Annotated in this window: 16 protein-coding genes; 1 reads left to right on the top strand and 15 read right to left on the bottom strand. The window is 63.4% G+C overall.

Annotation, left to right across the window (positions count from 1 at the left end; genetic code table 11):
- The first annotated feature begins 12 nt into the window (after nt 1–12).
- Nucleotides 13–1,371 carry an FAD-binding protein gene (locus ACFQ2F_RS05370; RefSeq protein WP_379086811.1) on the top strand — a complete coding sequence of 453 codons (1,359 nt, stop codon included), beginning with the start codon at nt 13–15 and terminating at the stop codon, nt 1,369–1,371.
- A 255-nt stretch (nt 1,372–1,626) separates the two neighbouring features.
- Here the strand turns inward: ACFQ2F_RS05370 and ACFQ2F_RS05365 are convergent, their stop codons facing one another.
- The 15 genes from ACFQ2F_RS05365 to tolQ all read right to left on the bottom strand — a co-directional run bounded on the left by ACFQ2F_RS05365 (nt 1,627) and on the right by tolQ (nt 17,981).
- Nucleotides 1,627–2,145, bottom strand: a complete 519-nt coding sequence (locus tag ACFQ2F_RS05365; RefSeq protein ID WP_379086808.1) for a DinB family protein — start codon at nt 2,143–2,145, stop codon at nt 1,627–1,629.
- Between the two features lie 2 nt (nt 2,146–2,147).
- Nucleotides 2,148–2,912 (bottom strand): SDR family NAD(P)-dependent oxidoreductase, encoded by a 765-nt coding sequence (locus tag ACFQ2F_RS05360; RefSeq protein WP_379086805.1) that lies wholly within the window; start codon nt 2,910–2,912, stop codon nt 2,148–2,150.
- Nucleotides 2,913–2,923: 11 nt separating this feature from the next.
- Nucleotides 2,924–4,216, bottom strand: a complete 1,293-nt coding sequence (locus ACFQ2F_RS05355) for an adenylosuccinate synthase (RefSeq protein ID WP_379086802.1) — start codon at nt 4,214–4,216, stop codon at nt 2,924–2,926.
- Between the two features lie 118 nt (nt 4,217–4,334).
- Complete coding sequence (locus tag ACFQ2F_RS05350) at nt 4,335–5,504, bottom strand: phosphoserine transaminase (RefSeq protein WP_379086799.1); 1,170 nt, start codon at nt 5,502–5,504, stop codon at nt 4,335–4,337.
- 202 nt (nt 5,505–5,706) lie between these two features.
- The gene (locus tag ACFQ2F_RS05345; RefSeq protein WP_379086796.1) at nt 5,707–6,537 is read right to left on the bottom strand and encodes an outer membrane protein; all 831 of its coding nucleotides are present in this window, start codon (nt 6,535–6,537) and stop codon (nt 5,707–5,709) included.
- A gap of 228 nt (nt 6,538–6,765) precedes the next feature.
- Nucleotides 6,766–8,112: a phosphoglucosamine mutase gene (gene glmM, locus ACFQ2F_RS05340; RefSeq protein ID WP_379086793.1), complete on the bottom strand. Its 1,347-nt coding sequence runs from the start codon at nt 8,110–8,112 to the stop codon at nt 6,766–6,768.
- Between the two features lie 189 nt (nt 8,113–8,301).
- Complete coding sequence (folP, locus tag ACFQ2F_RS05335; protein WP_379086790.1) at nt 8,302–9,384, bottom strand: dihydropteroate synthase; 1,083 nt, start codon at nt 9,382–9,384, stop codon at nt 8,302–8,304.
- 101 nt (nt 9,385–9,485) lie between these two features.
- Nucleotides 9,486–11,429 carry an ATP-dependent zinc metalloprotease FtsH gene (gene ftsH / locus ACFQ2F_RS05330; RefSeq protein ID WP_379086787.1) on the bottom strand — a complete coding sequence of 648 codons (1,944 nt, stop codon included), beginning with the start codon at nt 11,427–11,429 and terminating at the stop codon, nt 9,486–9,488.
- Between the two features lie 252 nt (nt 11,430–11,681).
- On the bottom strand, nt 11,682–12,977 hold the full coding sequence (gene tilS, locus ACFQ2F_RS05325; RefSeq protein WP_379086784.1) for a tRNA lysidine(34) synthetase TilS: 1,296 nt from the start codon (nt 12,975–12,977) through the stop codon (nt 11,682–11,684).
- A 208-nt stretch (nt 12,978–13,185) separates the two neighbouring features.
- Entirely contained in the window at nt 13,186–13,701 is a 516-nt protein-coding gene (gene pal, locus ACFQ2F_RS05320) for a peptidoglycan-associated lipoprotein Pal (RefSeq protein ID WP_379086781.1), read from the bottom strand.
- A gap of 278 nt (nt 13,702–13,979) precedes the next feature.
- A complete protein-coding gene (locus ACFQ2F_RS05315; RefSeq protein ID WP_379086778.1) occupies nt 13,980–14,132 on the bottom strand; it encodes a hypothetical protein in 153 nt (50 codons plus the stop codon).
- A gap of 269 nt (nt 14,133–14,401) precedes the next feature.
- Complete coding sequence (gene tolB, locus ACFQ2F_RS05310) at nt 14,402–15,697, bottom strand: Tol-Pal system beta propeller repeat protein TolB (RefSeq protein WP_379090600.1); 1,296 nt, start codon at nt 15,695–15,697, stop codon at nt 14,402–14,404.
- Between the two features lie 141 nt (nt 15,698–15,838).
- Nucleotides 15,839–16,795 (bottom strand): hypothetical protein, encoded by a 957-nt coding sequence (locus tag ACFQ2F_RS05305; RefSeq protein WP_379086775.1) that lies wholly within the window; start codon nt 16,793–16,795, stop codon nt 15,839–15,841.
- 46 nt (nt 16,796–16,841) lie between these two features.
- Complete coding sequence (gene tolR, locus ACFQ2F_RS05300) at nt 16,842–17,291, bottom strand: protein TolR (RefSeq protein WP_379086772.1); 450 nt, start codon at nt 17,289–17,291, stop codon at nt 16,842–16,844.
- Between the two features lie 3 nt (nt 17,292–17,294).
- Nucleotides 17,295–17,981 (bottom strand): protein TolQ, encoded by a 687-nt coding sequence (gene tolQ / locus ACFQ2F_RS05295; RefSeq protein WP_379086769.1) that lies wholly within the window; start codon nt 17,979–17,981, stop codon nt 17,295–17,297.
- Between the last annotated feature and the right edge of the window lie 108 nt (nt 17,982–18,089).

The following is an 18,089-nucleotide window of genomic DNA, read 5'->3' as shown; positions in this document are numbered from 1 at the left end:
TTGGGAGATGGCATGGAAATTCGCCACAACGTCGAGATCAAGAGCTGGGACGGGACCTGGGACTACAGCCCCAAGGTGCTCGTGAAGCCCGAGAGCGCGCAGGATCTGGTCGAGATCCTCACCAACAAGGAGCGTTTCCCGTCTCCCGTGCGGCCCAAAGGGTCCATGCACTCCACCGCCCGCATGAACGGCGATGAAGGCACCATGGTCGACATGCTCGGCATGAACCGCATCATCGAGATCGGCGAGGATACGGTGACCGTGGAGGCCGGCATCACCTTCCTGCCGCTGGTGCGTGAGCTGCGCAAGCACGGGCTCCAGTTCAACATCATGACCGAGATCGGCAATGTGACCCTGGGCGCCATGGCGACCGCCGCCACGAAGGACTCCTCCTTCCCCGACGAGTACGGTCAGATCTCCTCCTACGTCACCGCCATGCGCTACGTGACGCCCTCAGGTGAAATCCGCGAGATCAACGAGACGGACAATCCGGAAGAGATGCACCTGATGCGGTCCTCATATGGGCTGCTCGGCATCGTCTTCGAGCTCACCATCCGCGTGCAGCCGACTGTGGCCCTTTGGCTTCGCCACCGGAATCTCAACCTCAAGGAGTTCCGCGAGCGCTTCCCCCTGTTCAAGGCCGATGGCTGCGCGGTGATGTATTACATCTTCCCCTACGAGAAGCGGGTCGTCGTCGAACTGAAGAAGGACAATCCGGACGCGACGCCGAACCAGCGCCACCGCTGGCAGTACCGCAACCGGTTCTGGCGCAAATACGATCCGCTGATCACCCGCAAGATCCAGGAGCTGTCGCCCAACCGCGCCGTGCGCCACGCCCTCGACCGCATTCATTTCGGCCTGATTCGACAGGGCCTCGCCCGCCTCATCGGCGGCGACCGCACCTGGCCGCAAGAGCAGATCATCAGCTATCCGCGCGAGCCCGGCCTGAACAAATACATCTTCAGCATGTGGTCGTTCCCGGAGGACGGCTTCTTCGACATCCTGGAGCGCTATTGCGACTTCCTCATCGATTACGAGGAGCGCACGGGCTACCGCACCAACCTGCCGAGCGTCGGCTACTCGGTCGCCCAGGACCGCAACGCGCTCTTCTCCTATACCTGGAACAGCGCAGGGCTGAGCATCGATCCGGCTTCAACGGGCGGCAAGGAGTGGGAGACCTTCCTGAAAGCCTATAACGAGTTCTGCAGCGAGAACGGCGGATCGCCCCTCTTCAACCAGACGCCCTTCCTCACCCGCGATCAGGTGCACAAGGCGTTTGGCGAGGAGCGCATCGACAAGTTCAAGGAAGCCCGCAGGAAGGCCGACCCGAACGACCGCCTGATCGACGACTATTTCCGCGAGCTGCTTTAGGCGCGAATAGACTGCACCACCCAACCTCGGCGTCATCCTGAGGTGGTCGGCGCGAAACGCGTCGAGCCTCGAAGGATGGGCAGCACCTTAGCCACTCGCTCCGTCGTCATGCCCGGACTTGATCCGGGCATCCATTCCGTTACCTCTCAGCACCCTCAGCCCCCGATCGATACGCCGGGAGCAAGTTGCAACGGAACGGCATGGATTGCCGGGTCGAGCCCGGCAATGACGAAACCATATGTTCCGAGCCCACCTCTAAAGCGGCCGCACCTCGCTGATGCCCGCCTCGCGATGGAACAGGATCATGTCGAGAGACGGCGCATCGCCGGTCAGCCGGGTGAGCAGCGCATGGACCTGCCCCCGGTGATGGGTCTGGTGATTGAAGAAATTGATCAGCAGGCCGCCGAGCTGCTGACGCACCTCCGCCGGATTGGATATGGTCCGATAGACCAGATCGCCTGAGATATCGTCCTCGCCGAGCCCGGCCACATAGTCGACGATCCGCTTGTCCGCAGCGTTCCGCGCGGCACGAAGATCGCCAAACGCCTCATGCTGGATCGCATCCAGCCGGTCCGGGTTCGGCCCCTCGCCCGTGAAGCGGTGCATCCAGATGTAATCGCCGGTCAGGAGATGATTCAGCGTGCCGTGGACGGAGCCGAAGAACGCCCCGAGATCCGCGCGGTAGTCTTTGTCCGGCAGCGCTTCCGCCGCGTCGTAGACACGTCCGTTGGCCCAGGCGTTATAGCCGGCCAGCATTTCGATCGTCGGTTTCATGGCTACCCCATCGCCTTGATGAAGCCGCGGATCATCGCCCGGCCAATGGCGTTGGGCATCGCACGCGCCGTCTTCAGGAATAGCGCTACCTGGATAGGAAAAGCGATCTCGTAGGGCTTGCCCGGCAGCGACTTCAGTATCTTCTTGGCGCAGCGCTGGGGGCTCATCACGAAATGCTTCTTACCTTCGTAAGAGGCGTTGAGCTGCGTATCGACGAAGCCCGGGCTCACCAGGGTAATGTCGACGCCCGTCTTGTGCAGCTCGAGCTTCAGGCTCTCGGCGAGATTGATCACCGCGGCTTTGGAGGCCCCATAGCCCCCATTGCCCGGCCAGCCCGTGTAGCCGAACAGCGATCCCATCAGCGCGATATGGCCGCTCCGCCGCGCCAGCATAGTCGGAAGCACGGCCGCCACCGTGTTCATCACGCCGGTGACATTGAGATCCATGGTCTTGCCGAAACCGGCGACATCGACATCGTTGATGTCGAACGGCTCGTACATGCCGGCGCCAGCCACAACCAGATCGATAGCACCGAGCTCGCCGCCGATCCGCGCCGCACTTTCTTTCAGCGCTTCCGGATCAAGCACGTCGGCCGGGTACACCGTGATGTTCGCATGCTCGGCCGCAAGCCTCTCTAGGGCCTCCGACAGCCGCGCCGTGGCCGCCACCTTCACACCACCATCGGCCAGGCGCCGGGCCATCTCGCCGCAAATGGCGCCCGATGCGCCGGTGATCCAGGCAACCTTCCAGGGATATTTGTCGGCCAATGCGCCCTCCCCTAATCCTCAAAGGGATCGTGCACCAGAATCGTATCGTCCCGGTCTGGGCTGGTCGAGGCAAGCGCCACGGGAACCTCGATCAGCTCCTCTAAGCGTTTGACATATTTGATGCATTGGGCCGGCAGCTCCGCCCAGGAGCGTGCGCCGGCGGTCGATTCCGACCAGCCTTCCATGATCTCGTAGACCGGCTCGACCCGCGCCTGCGCGTTATGGGCCGCCGGCAGGTGATCCATCGGCTTGCCGTCGAGACGATAGCCGATGCAGACCTTCAGCTCTGGCAACCCATCCAGCACGTCGAGCTTGGTGAGGGCGATGCCGTCGATGCCGCCCACCTTGGCCGCCTGCCGCACCAGGCAGGCATCGAACCAGCCGCAGCGCCGCGCACGTCCCGTCACCGTGCCGAATTCGTGACCACGCTCGCCGAGCCGCTGACCCGTCTCGTCGAACAGCTCCGTCGGGAAGGGCCCCTCGCCCACCCGTGTCGTGTAGGCCTTGGCGATGCCGAGCACGTATTGGATCGAGCCAGGCCCGACCCCGGAGCCCGTCGCAGCTTGCGCGGCGATGGTGTTGGAAGAGGTGACGAACGGATAGGTGCCGTGATCGATATCGAGCAGCGTGCCTTGCGCACCTTCGAACAGGATGCGCTTGCCAGAGCGCCGCTTCTCGTCCAGCAGCGCCCAGACCGTATCGACGTAGGGGAGAACCTTCGGCGCGATCTCGGCGAGCTGACTGTAAAGCTCGTCGCCATCGATCTCTTCTTCGCCCAGGCCGCGGCGCAGCGCATTGTGATGGGTGAGGATACGGGCAAGCTTCGGCTTCAGACTCTCAAGCTCGGCGAGATCCATCACGCGGATCGCGCGCCGCCCCACCTTGTCCTCGTAGGCCGGGCCGATGCCCCGCTTGGTGGTGCCGATCTTGCCGTCGCCGGCCGCCGCCTCGCGCAGCGCATCCAACTCGCGATGAAGCGGCAGGATCAGCGTCGCGTTCTCCGCCAGTCGCAAATTGCTGCGGTCGATGGTGACGCCCTGCTCCTGCAGCCGCGTAATCTCGTCGGCCAGCGCCCACGGATCGACCACCACGCCATTGCCGATTACCGACAGCTTGGTGGACCGCACCACGCCCGAGGGCAGCAGCGACAGCTTGTAGGTGGTGCCGGCAATCACGAGCGTGTGGCCAGCGTTATGGCCGCCCTGGAAGCGCACCACCACATCGGCGCGCTCAGACAACCAATCGACGATCTTTCCCTTGCCTTCGTCGCCCCACTGGGCGCCGACGACCGCAACATTGGCCATGGGGCCGCTGCTCCTGTCCTGACATCAAAAACGGCCCCGCGGTTCTTGGGGGCCGTGTCGTCTTATAGCGTGAGGCGCGCTCCGATGCGAGCGCTAGCGGTGTCTCACCTTCGTGAAATCAAGCCGCCCGTGCGATGGCCTGCTTGGCCTGCTCGAAGCCCCAGTCCAGCCAGGGCATCAGAAGCTCCAGATCGCTCTGCTCGACCGTGCCGCCTGTCCAAAGCCGCAAGCCCGGCGGCGCAGTCCGGTAGGACGCGATATCCTTCGCCACGTCCTCCGCATCCAAAAGGCTCGCGATCGCCCGCGGAAACGCGGCCCGCGCCTCGGACGGCAAGCTGAGCACATCCGGGTCCACCACCTTCAGGCACACGCTGGTGTTGGAGCGCGTGGCAGGATCGGCGGCGAGATACTCCACCCATTCGGTCCGCTCCACCCAGTAATCCACGACCGCGGCGTTCGCATCCGCCCGTGCGATCATCGCATCCAGCCCGCCGATGCTTTCCACCCAGGAAAGCGCATCGAGATAATCCTCAAGGCACAGCAGCGACGGCGTGTTGATGGGCGATCCTTCGAAGATCTCCTTCAGGAAGACACCGTCATGGGTGAGGCGGAAGATCTTCGGCAGCGGCCAGGGCGGCGTATAGGTCTTCAGCCGCTGCACGGCGCGGGGGCTAAGGATCAGCATGCCGTGGGCCGCCTCGCCGCCAAGCGCCTTCTGCCAGGAATAGGTCGCCACATCGAGCTTCGACCAGTCGATCTCCTGGGCGAAGACCGCCGAGGTCGCATCGCAGATGGTGAGCCCTTCCCGATCCGCTGAAATCCAATCCGCATTGGGCACGCGCACGCCCGAGGTCGTGCCGTTCCAGGCGAACACCACGTCACGCTTGAAATCGACCTGATTCAGATCCGGAAGCTCGCCATAGGGCGCCACAACGGCACGCACATTGGTGAGCTTCAGCTGCTCTACGATATCGGTGACCCAGTCGGCGCTGAACGCTTCCCAGGCGAGCACGTCGACGCCGCGCGGCCCCAGCAGGCTCCACAGCGCCATCTCCATGGCTCCCGTGTCCGAGGCCGGCACCATGCCGATGAGATAGTCGTCCGGCAGCCGCAAGAGCTCCCGACTCTTCTCCAGTGCGAGCTGAAACTTGGCATGGGCCACGTCGGAGCGGTGATTGCGCCCCAACGAGGCGCCTTGGAGATATTCGACTGACCAGCCCGGGTGCTTCGTGCAGGGACCGGACGAAAACCGCGGATTTTCAGGGCGTCTTGGGGGCTTGGCGGACATTAGGCAGACCTCGCTCAGGCGGTGATTCGCCGAACTGAAAGGCACAGTATCTATCGCCATAAAGGCAGCTTGTTGCCGAGGTCAAGCGAAGGGCTGCGCAAGCACCGGTCCCGCAAATGAAAAGGGGCCGCCCGCCAGGAGAAACGGACAGCCCCTCGATCGTTCCCTGCAATGAGAACGGGGATCTTTTGTGCCGGTCAGGCTACTTGAAGGCTACCGGCATCGGCGCAGGCTGGCCGCAGCAATGGCCGAACTTCCAGCGCACGCCCAGCATCACGTCGTGGGAGTCGATATCCTCGAACTCCAGACCGTCAGCCGTGCCGCTGCCGTCATAGGCAATGACCGTGTCGCTCATGGCATCGCCCAGGTTCATGTAGCGATAGGCCAGGTCGAGGGTCACGCGGTCGTTGACCTCGAAGGCGAAGCCGGCGTGGATCGCCCAGGCGAACTCCGTCGTAGCGTTGGTGTTGGCGTAGGCCACACCCAGGTTCGGAACGTTGATATCGGTGAAGTTGCCGATGTAGTTCCGCGAGAAGCCGACACCGGCGCCGACATACGGCGTCAGGCCGTTCCAGCAGATGATGTCCCAATAGAAGTTGGCCAGCATGGCCCAGGACTTCAGGGTCGCCTCGTAGTCGTTGGTCCCGGAGAAGCCAGGCCCTTCATAGCTGTCGAGGCCGTGGAAGGTCGCCCGATTGCGATATTCCGCCGTGGCGTCCATGCGGATATGCCGGTTCAGCTTGTAGCCGATACCCAGACCGCCGAAGCCGGAGGCCTCGAAGCCGAGATTGTGGAAGGTGAAGTCGGCCGTATCGAAGGCGGCGTTGTCGATGCTCGAAACGTCGTAGCTGGTCGAGCCCAGGAAGCCCTTGAAGTACCAGCCCTGATCCGTGCAGCAATCGTCAGCGACCACCGGGGGCGGCGCTTCCATGATCGGCGGCGGAGGCGGAAGCCCGAGATCTGCCGCGTGTGCGCCGGCCACCTGGCAGAGCACCAGGGCGAACGCGCTCAATGCAATTCGTGTCTTTCCCATATCTGTCCCCTTTTTCAGCAGCCGGACCCGCACCGAGCGGGAGCATTTCGGGCTGTCTCAAAACGGGACTATGAACAGGAATGGTTAATTGAGTTCTAATGGAGGTTTCGCAATAGGACGACTGGACGCAAAAGGCCTTAATCTCTCACACGGCCAAGACCACGAAAGTAAGATATCGTTAATACTTCGGAAAGGATTCGTTAACGTCTTGCCGCCTGCTCGGGGCGTTTACGCCGCCGTCCGCAGCACTTCGACGAGCTCGTTCACCACGGTCTGCACGAGGATGGCGTCCGCCCCCTCGCCCATCACCCGGATCACCGGCTCCGTGCCCGAGGCCCGCACCAGAAGCCGCCCGCTCTCGCCGAGCCGCGCATTGGCGTCCTTGATGGCCCGCTCGACATTGACGTTGTCCAGCGGCGAAATCCCGGATTTGTACTCCACGTTCTCCAGGATCTGGGGCATGCGCTCGAACCGGTTGCAGACCTCGCTGACCGGCTTGCCGCTCTGAGCCACCACGGCCATGAGCTGTAGCGCCGTCACCAGACCGTCGCCGGTGGTGGAGAAGTCCGACAGGATAACGTGGCCCGACTGCTCGCCGCCCACGTTGTAGCCGTGCTGCCGCATATGCTCCACGACATAGCGGTCGCCCACGGGCGTGCGCTCCACGGTCAGACCGAGGCCTTCGAGATATTTCTGCAGGCCGAGATTGGACATCACCGTGGCCACGATGCCGCCGCCGGCGAGCCGCCCGCGCTTCAGCCAGGATTCGGCGATCACCGCCATAAGCTGATCGCCGTCGATCACTTTGCCAGTCTCGTCGGTCACAACCACACGATCCGCGTCGCCGTCCAGCGCGATGCCGATATCGGCGCGCACTTCGCGCACCTTGTTGGCAAGCGCCTCGGGCGCGGTCGAGCCGCATTCCTTGTTGATGTTCAGACCATTCGGCTCAACGCCGATCTCGATCACCTCCGCGCCGAGCTCCCAGAGTGCTGCGGGCGCCACCTTGTAGCCGGCGCCATTGGCGCAATCGATCACCACGCGAAGCCCGTCGAAACGCAGGTTGCGCGGCAAGGTCCGTTTGGCGAACTCGATATAGCGTTCGGACGCGCTGTCGATCCGCTTGGCCCGGCCGATCCTGTCCGGCGGCGCCAAAAGCTCGCTCACATCACTGTCCATCAGCGCCTCGATCTCAAGCTCCCTTTCGTCGGAGAGCTTGTAGCCGTCGGGGCCGAACAGCTTTATGCCGTTGTCGATATAGGGGTTGTGGGAGGCGGAGATCATCACGCCGAGATCCGCCCGCAGCGATCGGGTCAGCATGGCCACGGCCGGGGTCGGCATCGGGCCGAGCTGGAAGACGTCCATGCCCACGGAGGTGAAGCCGGAGACGAGCGCCGACTCGATCATGTAGCAGGAGAGCCTTGTGTCCTTGCCGATCACCACGCGGTGCCGGTGCTGGCCATTGGTGAAGAGCTTGCCTGCAGCCATGCCCACGCGCATCGCGATTTCCGCGGTCATCGGATGCGAATTAGCGCTGCCGCGAATCCCATCTGTGCCGAAATAGCTGCGTGACATAGCGAAACCCCCAAACCGGGCGAGGATCAGTGCCCTCGCCTTCGTCCTCTCCGAATCTGTGATCGCCCCTCATGCGAGAGAGGCATAATGCCTCTTAGCGGCCCATCCTGCGTTCAAATCATGTAAGCAACGGTTACAGCCGGAACGCGAGGCTGGACCGTCGTCTTAAGGATCGATTTACCCTGTTTTTCAGGCTTTTTCGGGACGCCCCGTCACGCTGCCATGCCAGACCTCGAGCGCCTGGCGGGTAGCCGCCACATCGTGGACGCGCATGATCTGCACCCCTTGCGAGGCCGACGAGATGGCGATCGCCTGAGAGCCTGGCTCGCGGTTGCGCGGGTTCTTCTCCCCGATCACCCCTTCGATGAAGCGCTTGCGCGAGGCGCCGACCAGAACCGGCACGCCGAGACCGTGGAAAATGGAGAGATGCGCCAGAAGATCGAGATTGTGGTCGATATCCTTGCCGAAGCCGACGCCGGGATCGGCGACGATCCGGTCCTTCGGTACACCGGCCTCTGAGACCGCCGCGATCCGCTCCGCCAGATAGTCGTAGACCTCCAGAACCACGTCCTCATAGGTCGGGTTCTTCTGCATGGTCTTGGGCTCGCCCTGGGCATGCATAAGCACCACCGCCATGCCGGTCTCCACCGCCGTCTCTAGGCTCTTCTCATCGAAGGTCAGCGCCGAGACATCGTTGAAGATGGTAGCGCCCTGCTCGGCGGCTGCACGCGCCACCTCCGCTTTCCGCGTGTCCACGGAGATCACGGCCTTCACGCCGTGCAAGTCCTCCAGAACCGGAATAACCCGAGAGAGCTCGTCCTCGCCTGGAACGGCTTCCGAGCCCGGCCGGGTGGATTCGCCACCGATATCGACGATCTCCGCGCCCGCCTGGATCAGCTCCGCGGCGTGGTTCACCGCCGGCTCCTTCTGATCGAACAGCCCGCCATCGGAGAAGCTGTCCGGCGTCACGTTGACGATGCCCATGAGCAGCGGACGTCCCGAGGAGAGGCGCTCCGCCGAGATGCCCGCAAAGCCTGCCCGTGGCGCGGTTACCTGCCCGATCGCGGCGTAGAGGTCGCTGTCCTTGGTCTGGGAAAGATCGCTCGCCGTCATCATGCGGCGCTTGGAAGAGCCGGGCTCTCCCTCGATGACCTCCGCGAGCGTGAAGGCCACCGGACCGCCGGCCACCGGAAGGGCGAAACCTTCGGCGAGCCCCGTCTTGGCGGCCGGGCCGTACAGAAAGCCGAGCGGCCTTAGATAAAGACGTGACATGGCGTGCCGGTAGAATCGGAAAACATTCGTTGCCCCTGAAACGACGAAGGCCACCGTCCGTCAGGGGCGATGGCCTTCGAATCTTTTGGTGTCTCGACCCTTTAAGTCTGCGGCTGCGGCTCCATACCGCCCGTGCCCGGCTCGGGGTCCGATTTCTTCTTTTTCTTCCCGCCGCCGGTCGCCGGGACCGCGGAAGATGCGCTGGGCTTGCTCGGCGTATCGTCGGCGGCATCCCGCTTCGGCGGCTTGCCCTTGAGCAGATCCTTGATCTCCTCGCCGGTCAGGGTCTCGTATTCGATAAGCCCCTTCGCGATGGTGTGCAGTTCCTCGAGATTCTCGTCGATGATCTTCCGCGCCCGGTCGTAGGCCTCGTCCACGAAACGGTGGATCTCCTCGTCGACCATGGCTTGCGTGTCGTCGGAGAGGTTCTGCTGCCGCGCCACGGAATGGCCGAGAAACACCTCTTCCTCGTTCTCGCCATAGGCCAGCGGCCCCAGCTTATCGGACATGCCGAATTGGGTGACCATGGCGCGCGCCAGGTTGGTCGCCATCTTGATGTCCGAAGACGCACCCGAGGTGACCTTCTCGTAGCCGAAGATCACCTCCTCGGCCACGCGTCCGCCCATGGCCACCGTGAGGTCGGCCATCAGCTTACCACGGGTGTGGGACAGCACGTCCCGCTCGGGCAAACGCATCACCATGCCCAGCGCTCGGCCGCGCGGAATGATGGTCGCCTTGTGGACAGGGTCGGAATATTCCTGATGCAGTGCCACCAGGGCGTGGCCGCCCTCGTGATAGGCGGTCAGCATCTTCTCCTCGTCGGTCATCACCATGGACCGCCGCTCGGCGCCCATCATGACTTTGTCCTTGGCGTCCTCAAGCTCGGCTTGCGTCACCAGACGCTTGGACCGGCGAGCTGCCAGCAGGGCCGCCTCGTTCACCAGATTGGCGAGGTCGGCGCCGGAGAAGCCCGGCGTGCCGCGCGCGATGGTGCGGAGGTCCACATTCGGCGCCAGCGGCACCTTGCGGACATGAACGTTGAGGATGCGCTCGCGGCCGATGATGTCGGGGCGCGGCACGACCACCTGACGGTCGAAACGGCCGGGACGCAGCAGCGCCGGGTCCAGCACGTCGGGACGGTTGGTAGCGGCGATCAGGATGATGCCTTCATTCGCCTCGAAACCGTCCATCTCGACCAGCAGCTGGTTCAGGGTCTGCTCGCGCTCGTCATTGCCGCCGCCGAGACCGGCGCCGCGATGACGGCCGACCGCGTCGATCTCGTCGATGAAGATGATGCAGGGCGCGTTCTTCTTCGCCTGCTCGAACATGTCGCGCACGCGGGACGCACCGACACCGACGAACATCTCCACGAAGTCGGAGCCGGAGATGGTGAAGAACGGCACATTGGCCTCGCCCGCGACCGCACGCGCGATCAGGGTCTTACCCGTGCCGGGAGGGCCCACCAGCAGCGCGCCGCGCGGAATACGTCCGCCCAGCCGCTGGAATTTCTGCGGGTCCTTCAGGAACTCGACGATCTCCTGCAGATCCTCCTTCGCCTCATTGACGCCGGCGACATCTTCGAAGGTGACCCGGCCCTGACGCTCGGTCAGCAGCTTGGCCTTCGACTTGCCAAAGCCCATAGCCCGGCCGCCGCCGGACTGCATCTGGCGCATGAAGAAGATCCACACCGCGATCAGGAGCAGCATGGGGAACCAGGAGACCAGCACGCCCATCAGCGACGGCACGTCGTCTTCCGACGGTTTCGCGGTGATCTTCACGTCCTTGTTGTAGAGCCGCTCCACCAGCCCCGGATCGTTCGGCGCATAGGTCTGGAAGGTGCGTCCGTCCTGATAATGACCGGTAATCTGGCTGCCGGAGATGGTCACGTCCTGAACGCTGCCGTTATCGACGTCGCTCAAGAGCTGCGAGAAGCTGATCTCCGACCCGCGGACATGACTGCTGGGGCTCTGAAACAGGTTGAACAGGGCAATCAGCAAAAGACCGATAAACACCCAGATCGCGAAATTACGGAAGTTCGAATTCATCGATTGCCCTGGTTTATGAGGTGAGGACGCATTCTCTCCGCGCAATTTACTTGGGTTGCGAGCAAATCGCCGAAGAGCCTACGTCGAAGGTTAAAGATAGGCACCGGCGAACCGTTTGCCAACCGCCTGAAAGCCCCGCGAATGAACGAGGACGAGGGGTCGCACCGGCTCGTAACACGCGCATAATTTAGCGCAAAACCGTGCATTCTTTCTCAACGTGCGGGGAGCCGTCCACGAAGTCTGCTCGTCAAATCAAGCAGACGCGTGCACAAAGCGTGCGCTGAACTGTGCTTCGCGGCACGAAACCTCAGGCTCCAGCCCCTGACAGGACACCGATAGCAACGCCTGATTGCGCCAGCATGATGGCAGGGAGGCCCGCGCCAGAGGCGAGATTTCCGCAAGCCACGGCGTGGTTTCGGCAAGCGTCCGCGCCTGAACATCGCCCAGCGCCCGCACGGTGACCGGCGTCGCGGCGGTCTCCGTCAGAGAGACCAGGAATCGGTTGTCCCACAAGGCGCGCTCCCCAGGCTGAAGGGTGAGGTCGGCGATGCCGTCCCGGCGGAGCTCACGGACGATCTGCAGCCGTCCATTTTCGGGGATCAACCGGCAGCCGCCGAGGGTCCACGGCACGCCCGGATCTGCGCGGAGCTCCTCTAGAAGCACCTCAAGCTTGGCGAGGCGAACCGGCTCGTCGCGCCCGCCCGTCATGGCAATGAGACGCTGCAGAGCCCGAATCGCGATCTCGTCGGGCGCTGCCATGAGCGCCACCGTATCGACCGCGGCACTGCCGGCGCGGCTCACCTGGGCCGCCTCGGCCAGGAAATCTTCGGTTGCCGCATCCAGTGCCGCGCGGGCCCGGGACAAGCGCTTCGCAGCAAGCGCCAGCGCCTCCGGCGTCAGCCCCAGGGCTTGCCATGCCGCCTGCTCTTTGCGAAGCCGGGCGCGCTCGAAGCGGGAATCGGTATTGCTCGGATCTTTCGCGTAAGGAATTCCGGCGGACTCCACCGTCGCGATCAGCTGCGCCTTGGGCACATCCAGCAGAGGCCGATATAGGGCGATCCCCGCCCAGTCGCCCCGCTCAGGGATGGCTGCAAGCCCGTCCAGGCCACTGCCTCGGGCTAGCCGCATGAGGAACGTCTCGGCCTGATCGTCCAGGTGATGGGCCGTCAGAAGCGCCGGGATGTCGTTCTCATGGCAGTAGGCCGCCATGAGGTCATAGCGCGCCTGCCGGGCCCGGGCCTGTATGCCGGACGTCCCGGCAGCGCCTGCGTCCCAGCGAAGTGTCGTGTGCGGAATGCCCATCTTGCCGGCGATCCGCGCGACGAGAGCAGCTTCATCGGCCGATTCGGCACGCAAGCCATGATCCACGGTCAGAGCCGTAATCTCCGGCCCATGCGCCTGCGCGTCCTTCCAGCGATGGAGGAGAGAAAGCAGCGCCAGACTGTCCGGCCCGCCCGAAACCGCTATCGCCAAACGCGGATAATCGGACAGGCGCGCGAAGATCGGTTCGCAAGCCTCGACGGAGATTGGGGTCTGAGCGTCGGTCATCGTCTGACCAATCCCATGGCAGCTCTGGATGGCCGCATCCAGCCGGCGAGCTCTCTCGCCGGTCGCGACCGGGTTTTCGGTGCCTAAAGCCAATCGGGCGCCCGGGGCTCAAGCCGCGGACGCCCAGATCAGAGTGTAGAAAAGGCACCGGAGGGCAGAAGAATCAAGCTCTTCCGACCCGTAGAACGCTCATCGTAAGCAGCAGCGCCTAGCGCTGGGCCATGGCCCGCGTGTTGAGATTGGTGGTCACGCGCCGGTTCTGGGACCAGCACGAGATGTTGTCGCAAACCGCCACGGGGCGCTCCTTGCCGTAGGAGATGGTCCGCATGCGCGCCGGGTTCACACCCTGCTGCGCCAGATAGTTGCGAACCGTCGTCGCACGGCGCGAGCCCAGGGCGATATTGTATTCGCGCGTGCCGCGCTCGTCGGCATGGCCCTCAAGCGTGATCGAGTATTGTGGATACTGGTTCAGCCATTGGGCCTGCTTACGAAGGATGCCCTCCGCCTGCGGTGTCAGAGTGGTCTGATCCGTCAGGAAGTGAACCGTGTCGCCCACATTCTGTGCGAAATCCTGGCTTGAACCAGGCGTGGCCGGGCCAGCGCTTCCCAGTCCGTTCGCCCCATAATCCTTGGGGCTCTGACGGGCGCAAGCGGCCAAGATGACGGCTATGGTGAGGACGCAAGCGATGTGCCCCGTCCGTCTCGCGACTTCGTTGAAGCGCATCGACAGAAACTCCCGCTAAATAGACTTTTCAAAGCGTTAGGCTTAAATGCTTAACGTTTTCCTAGCCATAAACGCGCGGGACGCAGCTAAGCCGCGTCGCGTGTCAAAACCAAGACCCAAGACGCAGAAAAAGACTCAAAAAACGTCTCGAAAAAAAGACGAAAAAAAAGACCCGGTTGCGGGACGCTGTAACAAATGAGCCACAGCGTCCCGGCATCCAGATCCATCATGCAGAAACGGTGTTTCTGCTCGATAGAAAATTCTTTGGGTTATTCGCGTTAGACGCGAGCAACCTGCTCCAGCACCACGGCGGAACCAAGCTTCAGCGGCTCGGTCACAACAGCCTTCTCATGATGATGGAAGCAGCCGCCCAGCGCAACGGCGGCGGCCACGAGCGTGGCGGCGACGATAACGCCCTTCATACCCTGCATGGTCTTCTCTCCTTTGGTTAATCGGCAGTAGCCAAGTTTTGGAATACCGGCGTGCCACCTTCAGATCAAGAACGGACTAGACGTACCCAACACTTTGTCGGGTATTGGTGCGAAAATGCCACGCTGTACTTCCGGCCCCCGCATGACCCCTATGCTAGCCAATTCCGGACTATCCGCCAAGATGGTTAATAGGTGGTAAGCGCACGTCTAGGTTTGGGAACGATACCCAAAAGCCACGCTTCGAGAACGGCCTTGAGAGGCGCACCCGATCAGTTGATCAGGGGCGACCAGGCGGGATCGGAGGCGAAGGACGGGGTGGGCACCTGGCGCTCGTTATAGCCGGTGAGATCGACCGTATAGAGCTTGGGCCCGCCTTGTGCACCGGGCGACTCCCGGAAGAACATGAGCACCCGTCCGTTGGGCGCCCAGGTCGGTCCCTCATTGTGGAAACCTTCCGTGAGGATGCGCTCGCCGGTCCCGTCGGGCTTCATCACGCCGATCAGAAACTTGCCGCCGGTCTGCTTGGTGAAGGCGATCAGATCCCCCCGCGGCGACCATACAGGCGTTGAATAACTGCCATTTCCTGCGCTGATCCGGTGCTGGTTCGAGCCGTCGGAATTCATCACATAGAGCTGCTGGCGGCCGTCCCGATCCGTCGTGAACACGATCTGCCGCCCGTCCGGCGAATAGGAGGGCGAGGTGTCGATGGCCGGCGTGCTCGTCAGCCGGCGCATCTGCCGGCTGCGCAAATCCATCTCGAAGATGTTCGACGCGCCCTCCTCCTGGCGGCTCATGACGATGCGCTGCCCGTCCGGTGCGAAGCGCGGCGCGAAGCTCATGCCGGGGAAGGCGCCGACGATCTCCTTCTGCCCCGTCTCGATGTTGAGCAGGTAGACCTTCGGCTCGCCCCCCTCGTAGGACATGTAGGTGATTTCCTGGGTGGAGGGACTGAAGCGCGGGGTGACGACCAGGTTCGCGCCGGAACTCAGAAGCCGCACGTTGTGGCCGTCCTGATCCATGATCGCCAGGCGCTTGATTCGCTTATCCTTGGGTCCGGATTCGTCGATGAAGACGATTCGCGTGTCGAAATAGCCCTTCTCGCCGGTGATTCGCTCATAGATTGTATCGGCGATGATGTGCCCGATTCGCCTTGCGTCCTTCGGCCGGGTGAAGAACTGCTCGCCCGCGAGCTGACGCCCCGAATAGACGTCCCACAGCCGGAACTCCGCCATCAGCCGCCCGTCGCTGGCTCCGATCCGCCCCACGACGAGGGCCTGGGCATTGATCACCTGCCAGTCCTGAAACCGCGGCGGTTGATTTGTGCTGACATTGGTCTGGATGAAGGCCCCCTGGTCGATGGGCTTGAGCAGGCCGGACGATGCCAGATCGTTGGAGATCACCTGGGTGATTTCCTCCGCCGCGCGCGGATCTACCGACCCGTCCGTCTGGAACGGAGCGATGGCGATAGGCACAGCCTGGATATTGCCCTGGGTGATGTCGAGCTCGAGCTGGGCCTGCGCCGGCTGCACCATCCCGAACAGCGCGATTAGGGCGGCAAGCGCCATGAGCCCTGCCGCAAGACGGCGGTTCCCGTGATCGCCGGCCTTCAAGCCCGTCGGACCGCCCGACAGGGAACCGTCTGCAAGATGCTTCAGCATGGCCATTCGCGCGCTTCTATAGAGAAAGAGAATCGTTTCGCTCTCGGTCTAACCCGCCCGATACATATCGCTTGGGTCGAAATTGAGAATCATATCCCGCCACAGCGAGTATTTCTCAACCGGGAGGGGGTATGGCTGGCACTGATAGACCGCGCGCACGGCGCTGTCCGCCGCCGCCCGGAAGAACGGCGAGTTGCCCCGGTTCTCCACCGTGGGATAGCCCACCAGCGTGCCGTCCTCGTTGAGCTGCATGCGGAGCTTCACGATGATGCGCTCTGCCCCCAGACCGCCCGGCGGCGGGTTCCAGCATTGTGCGATGCGCGACCGCAAGGCGTCGATCTCATTCACCGACATGGTCATCTCGGTGCCGTTGGTCTGGCCGCGCACGTCTTCCTCCGCCTGCTCCGGCGGCGGCTCATCCAATGTGGGCTCCTCGCCTCCATCCGGCATCTTGTTCAGAAGCGCCGCCAGCCGGTCCGTGCTGGAATCGCTCTCCGTATCCGGCGCAGGCCGGTTGCTCTGGGTCGGCGTCTCTGCCTGCTGAGGCTGAGGCGGCGGCGGGGGCTTGCGCAACGGCGCGCTGGGCGGCGGGCGGTTATCGGCAACTTCCGCAGGTTCCGGGGCTTCATCGGGCGGGGGCGGCGTCTCGGCCGATTCCTGAGGCTCGGGCGGCGCCGGCGGGATCTCCTCAGCCTCTTCCTGGGGCGCTTCTTCCTCGGGCGGCGCCTCTTCCGGGGGTGGCGGCGGAGGCGGGGTCGATTCCTCGGCCGCCTTCTTCTCGTTCACCGCTTCCGGCTTGTTCTCCTCAGGCTTCGGCGCAAGCGGCGCATCGCTCTGGGCATCCTGGGTGCCCGCCTTGATCTGGGTAAGCTCCGACGGCGTGAGAATTTCCACGGGGATCTCGCGGATCGGCTCGCCATCCAGCGGCGATCCGTCGATCACGACCACGAGCCACAGCACGATTGCGACGTGCAGAGCGGCGGAGATGAATGCGCTCCTGCCCAAGGTCTAAATTGCCCCGTCTATCCTTATGTGTCCCGTCGTCCGGCCTCTAAGATTCTTCCGGCAGCTGGACCAGCCCGACCCGCGTGAAACCGGCTCCATTGATCGCGCCGAGAACTTTCGAGATGAGCCCGTAGTTGGTCGCGCTATCGCCACGCACATAGATGCGCGCTTCTGAGTTGTTCTCACTGATAGCTTTGAGTTTTGGCACAATTTCGTCGAGCTGGAGCTCCGTCTCCTGCAGGTAGATCTTGCCGTCTCCGGCAATGCTGATCTCCAGCGGAGGCTCCGTGGCGCTCTCCATCTGGCTGGCGCCGGTCTTCGGCAGATCGATCGGCACGCCCACGGTGAGCATGGGCGCCGCTACCATGAAGATGATCAGCAGCACCAGCATCACGTCGACCATGGGGGTGACGTTGATCTCCGCCATGGGCCGCGCGGTACGGCGGCGCCGGCTGCGCCCGCCCCCGTTGCCGCCTGTCTGAACGCTTGCGCCCATGGGTCAGCTCTTGTCGATCTGGCGCGACAGGATTGCGGCGAACTCGTCGGCAAAACCTTCCATGCGCGCCGTCAGCCGTGCCACGTCGTTGTTGAACTTGTTGAAGAAGATCACCGCCGGGATGGCCGCCAAGAGGCCCAGCGCGGTCGCGAACAACGCCTCCGCGATGCCCGGCGCCACCACGGCGAGGTTAGTGTTCTTGCTGTTCGCGATGGCTTGGAAGCTCGTCATGATGCCCCAGACCGTGCCGAAAAGCCCCACGAATGGCGCAGTCGAGCCCACCGTTGCCAGGAAATTCAGCCGCCGCTCCAGCCGGTCGGCCTCCCGGTTGATGGTGACATCCATCACCTTCTCGATGCGAAGCTGCACCCCGTGGGTGGGCTTGGAGGTCTGCTCCAGGCTGCGCTTCCATTCCCGCATGGCGGCCACGAACATCGCCGCCATGGAGACGTTCCGGCGCTGGGAGAGCGCCTGATACAGCTCCTCCAGAGACTGGCCCGACCAGAACACCTGCTCGAACCGGTCCGTCTCCTTTCGGAACCGTGCATAGAGGAAGAACTTCTCGATGATGATCGCCCAGCTCCAGACCGAAGAGAGCAACAGCCCGATCATCACCAACTGCACGATGATGTGCGCGTTGGCGAACAGTGAGAAGACCGACAGATCGACGGCGACTTCCGGCGGATTCATCTTGGCCTCATGAAATGCGTGCCCCGTACCTGCTCTGCTGACACACGAGCCGGCCTTTTGGGTCCGCGACGCGTTGACGCGGGTTAAGCAACACCGAACTGGAAGGAA

The sequence above is a fragment of the Methyloligella solikamskensis genome (assembly GCF_042676065.1).
GTDB lineage: Bacteria > Pseudomonadota > Alphaproteobacteria > Rhizobiales > Methyloligellaceae > Methyloligella > Methyloligella solikamskensis.
The sequence above is the reverse complement of the archived record's forward strand: the minus strand, read 5'-3'. Positions and strand labels throughout refer to the sequence as shown.

Coding starts and splice junctions, on each gene's coding strand:
- ACFQ2F_RS05370 (WP_379086811.1), top strand. CDS start 13: ATGGAAATTCGCCACAACGTCGAGATCAAGAGCTGGGACGGGACCTGG.
- ACFQ2F_RS05365 (WP_379086808.1), bottom strand. CDS start 2,145: ATGAAACCGACGATCGAAATGCTGGCCGGCTATAACGCCTGGGCCAAC.
- ACFQ2F_RS05355 (WP_379086802.1), bottom strand. CDS start 4,216: ATGGCCAATGTTGCGGTCGTCGGCGCCCAGTGGGGCGACGAAGGCAAG.
- ACFQ2F_RS05350 (WP_379086799.1), bottom strand. CDS start 5,504: ATGTCCGCCAAGCCCCCAAGACGCCCTGAAAATCCGCGGTTTTCGTCC.
- ACFQ2F_RS05345 (WP_379086796.1), bottom strand. CDS start 6,537: ATGGGAAAGACACGAATTGCATTGAGCGCGTTCGCCCTGGTGCTCTGC.
- glmM (WP_379086793.1), bottom strand. CDS start 8,112: ATGTCACGCAGCTATTTCGGCACAGATGGGATTCGCGGCAGCGCTAAT.
- folP (WP_379086790.1), bottom strand. CDS start 9,384: ATGTCACGTCTTTATCTAAGGCCGCTCGGCTTTCTGTACGGCCCGGCC.
- ftsH (WP_379086787.1), bottom strand. CDS start 11,429: ATGAATTCGAACTTCCGTAATTTCGCGATCTGGGTGTTTATCGGTCTT.
- tilS (WP_379086784.1), bottom strand. CDS start 12,977: ATGACCGACGCTCAGACCCCAATCTCCGTCGAGGCTTGCGAACCGATC.
- pal (WP_379086781.1), bottom strand. CDS start 13,701: ATGCGCTTCAACGAAGTCGCGAGACGGACGGGGCACATCGCTTGCGTC.
- ACFQ2F_RS05315 (WP_379086778.1), bottom strand. CDS start 14,132: ATGCAGGGTATGAAGGGCGTTATCGTCGCCGCCACGCTCGTGGCCGCC.
- tolB (WP_379090600.1), bottom strand. CDS start 15,697: ATGGCGCTTGCCGCCCTAATCGCGCTGTTCGGGATGGTGCAGCCGGCG.
- tolR (WP_379086772.1), bottom strand. CDS start 17,291: ATGGGCGCAAGCGTTCAGACAGGCGGCAACGGGGGCGGGCGCAGCCGG.
- tolQ (WP_379086769.1), bottom strand. CDS start 17,981: ATGAATCCGCCGGAAGTCGCCGTCGATCTGTCGGTCTTCTCACTGTTC.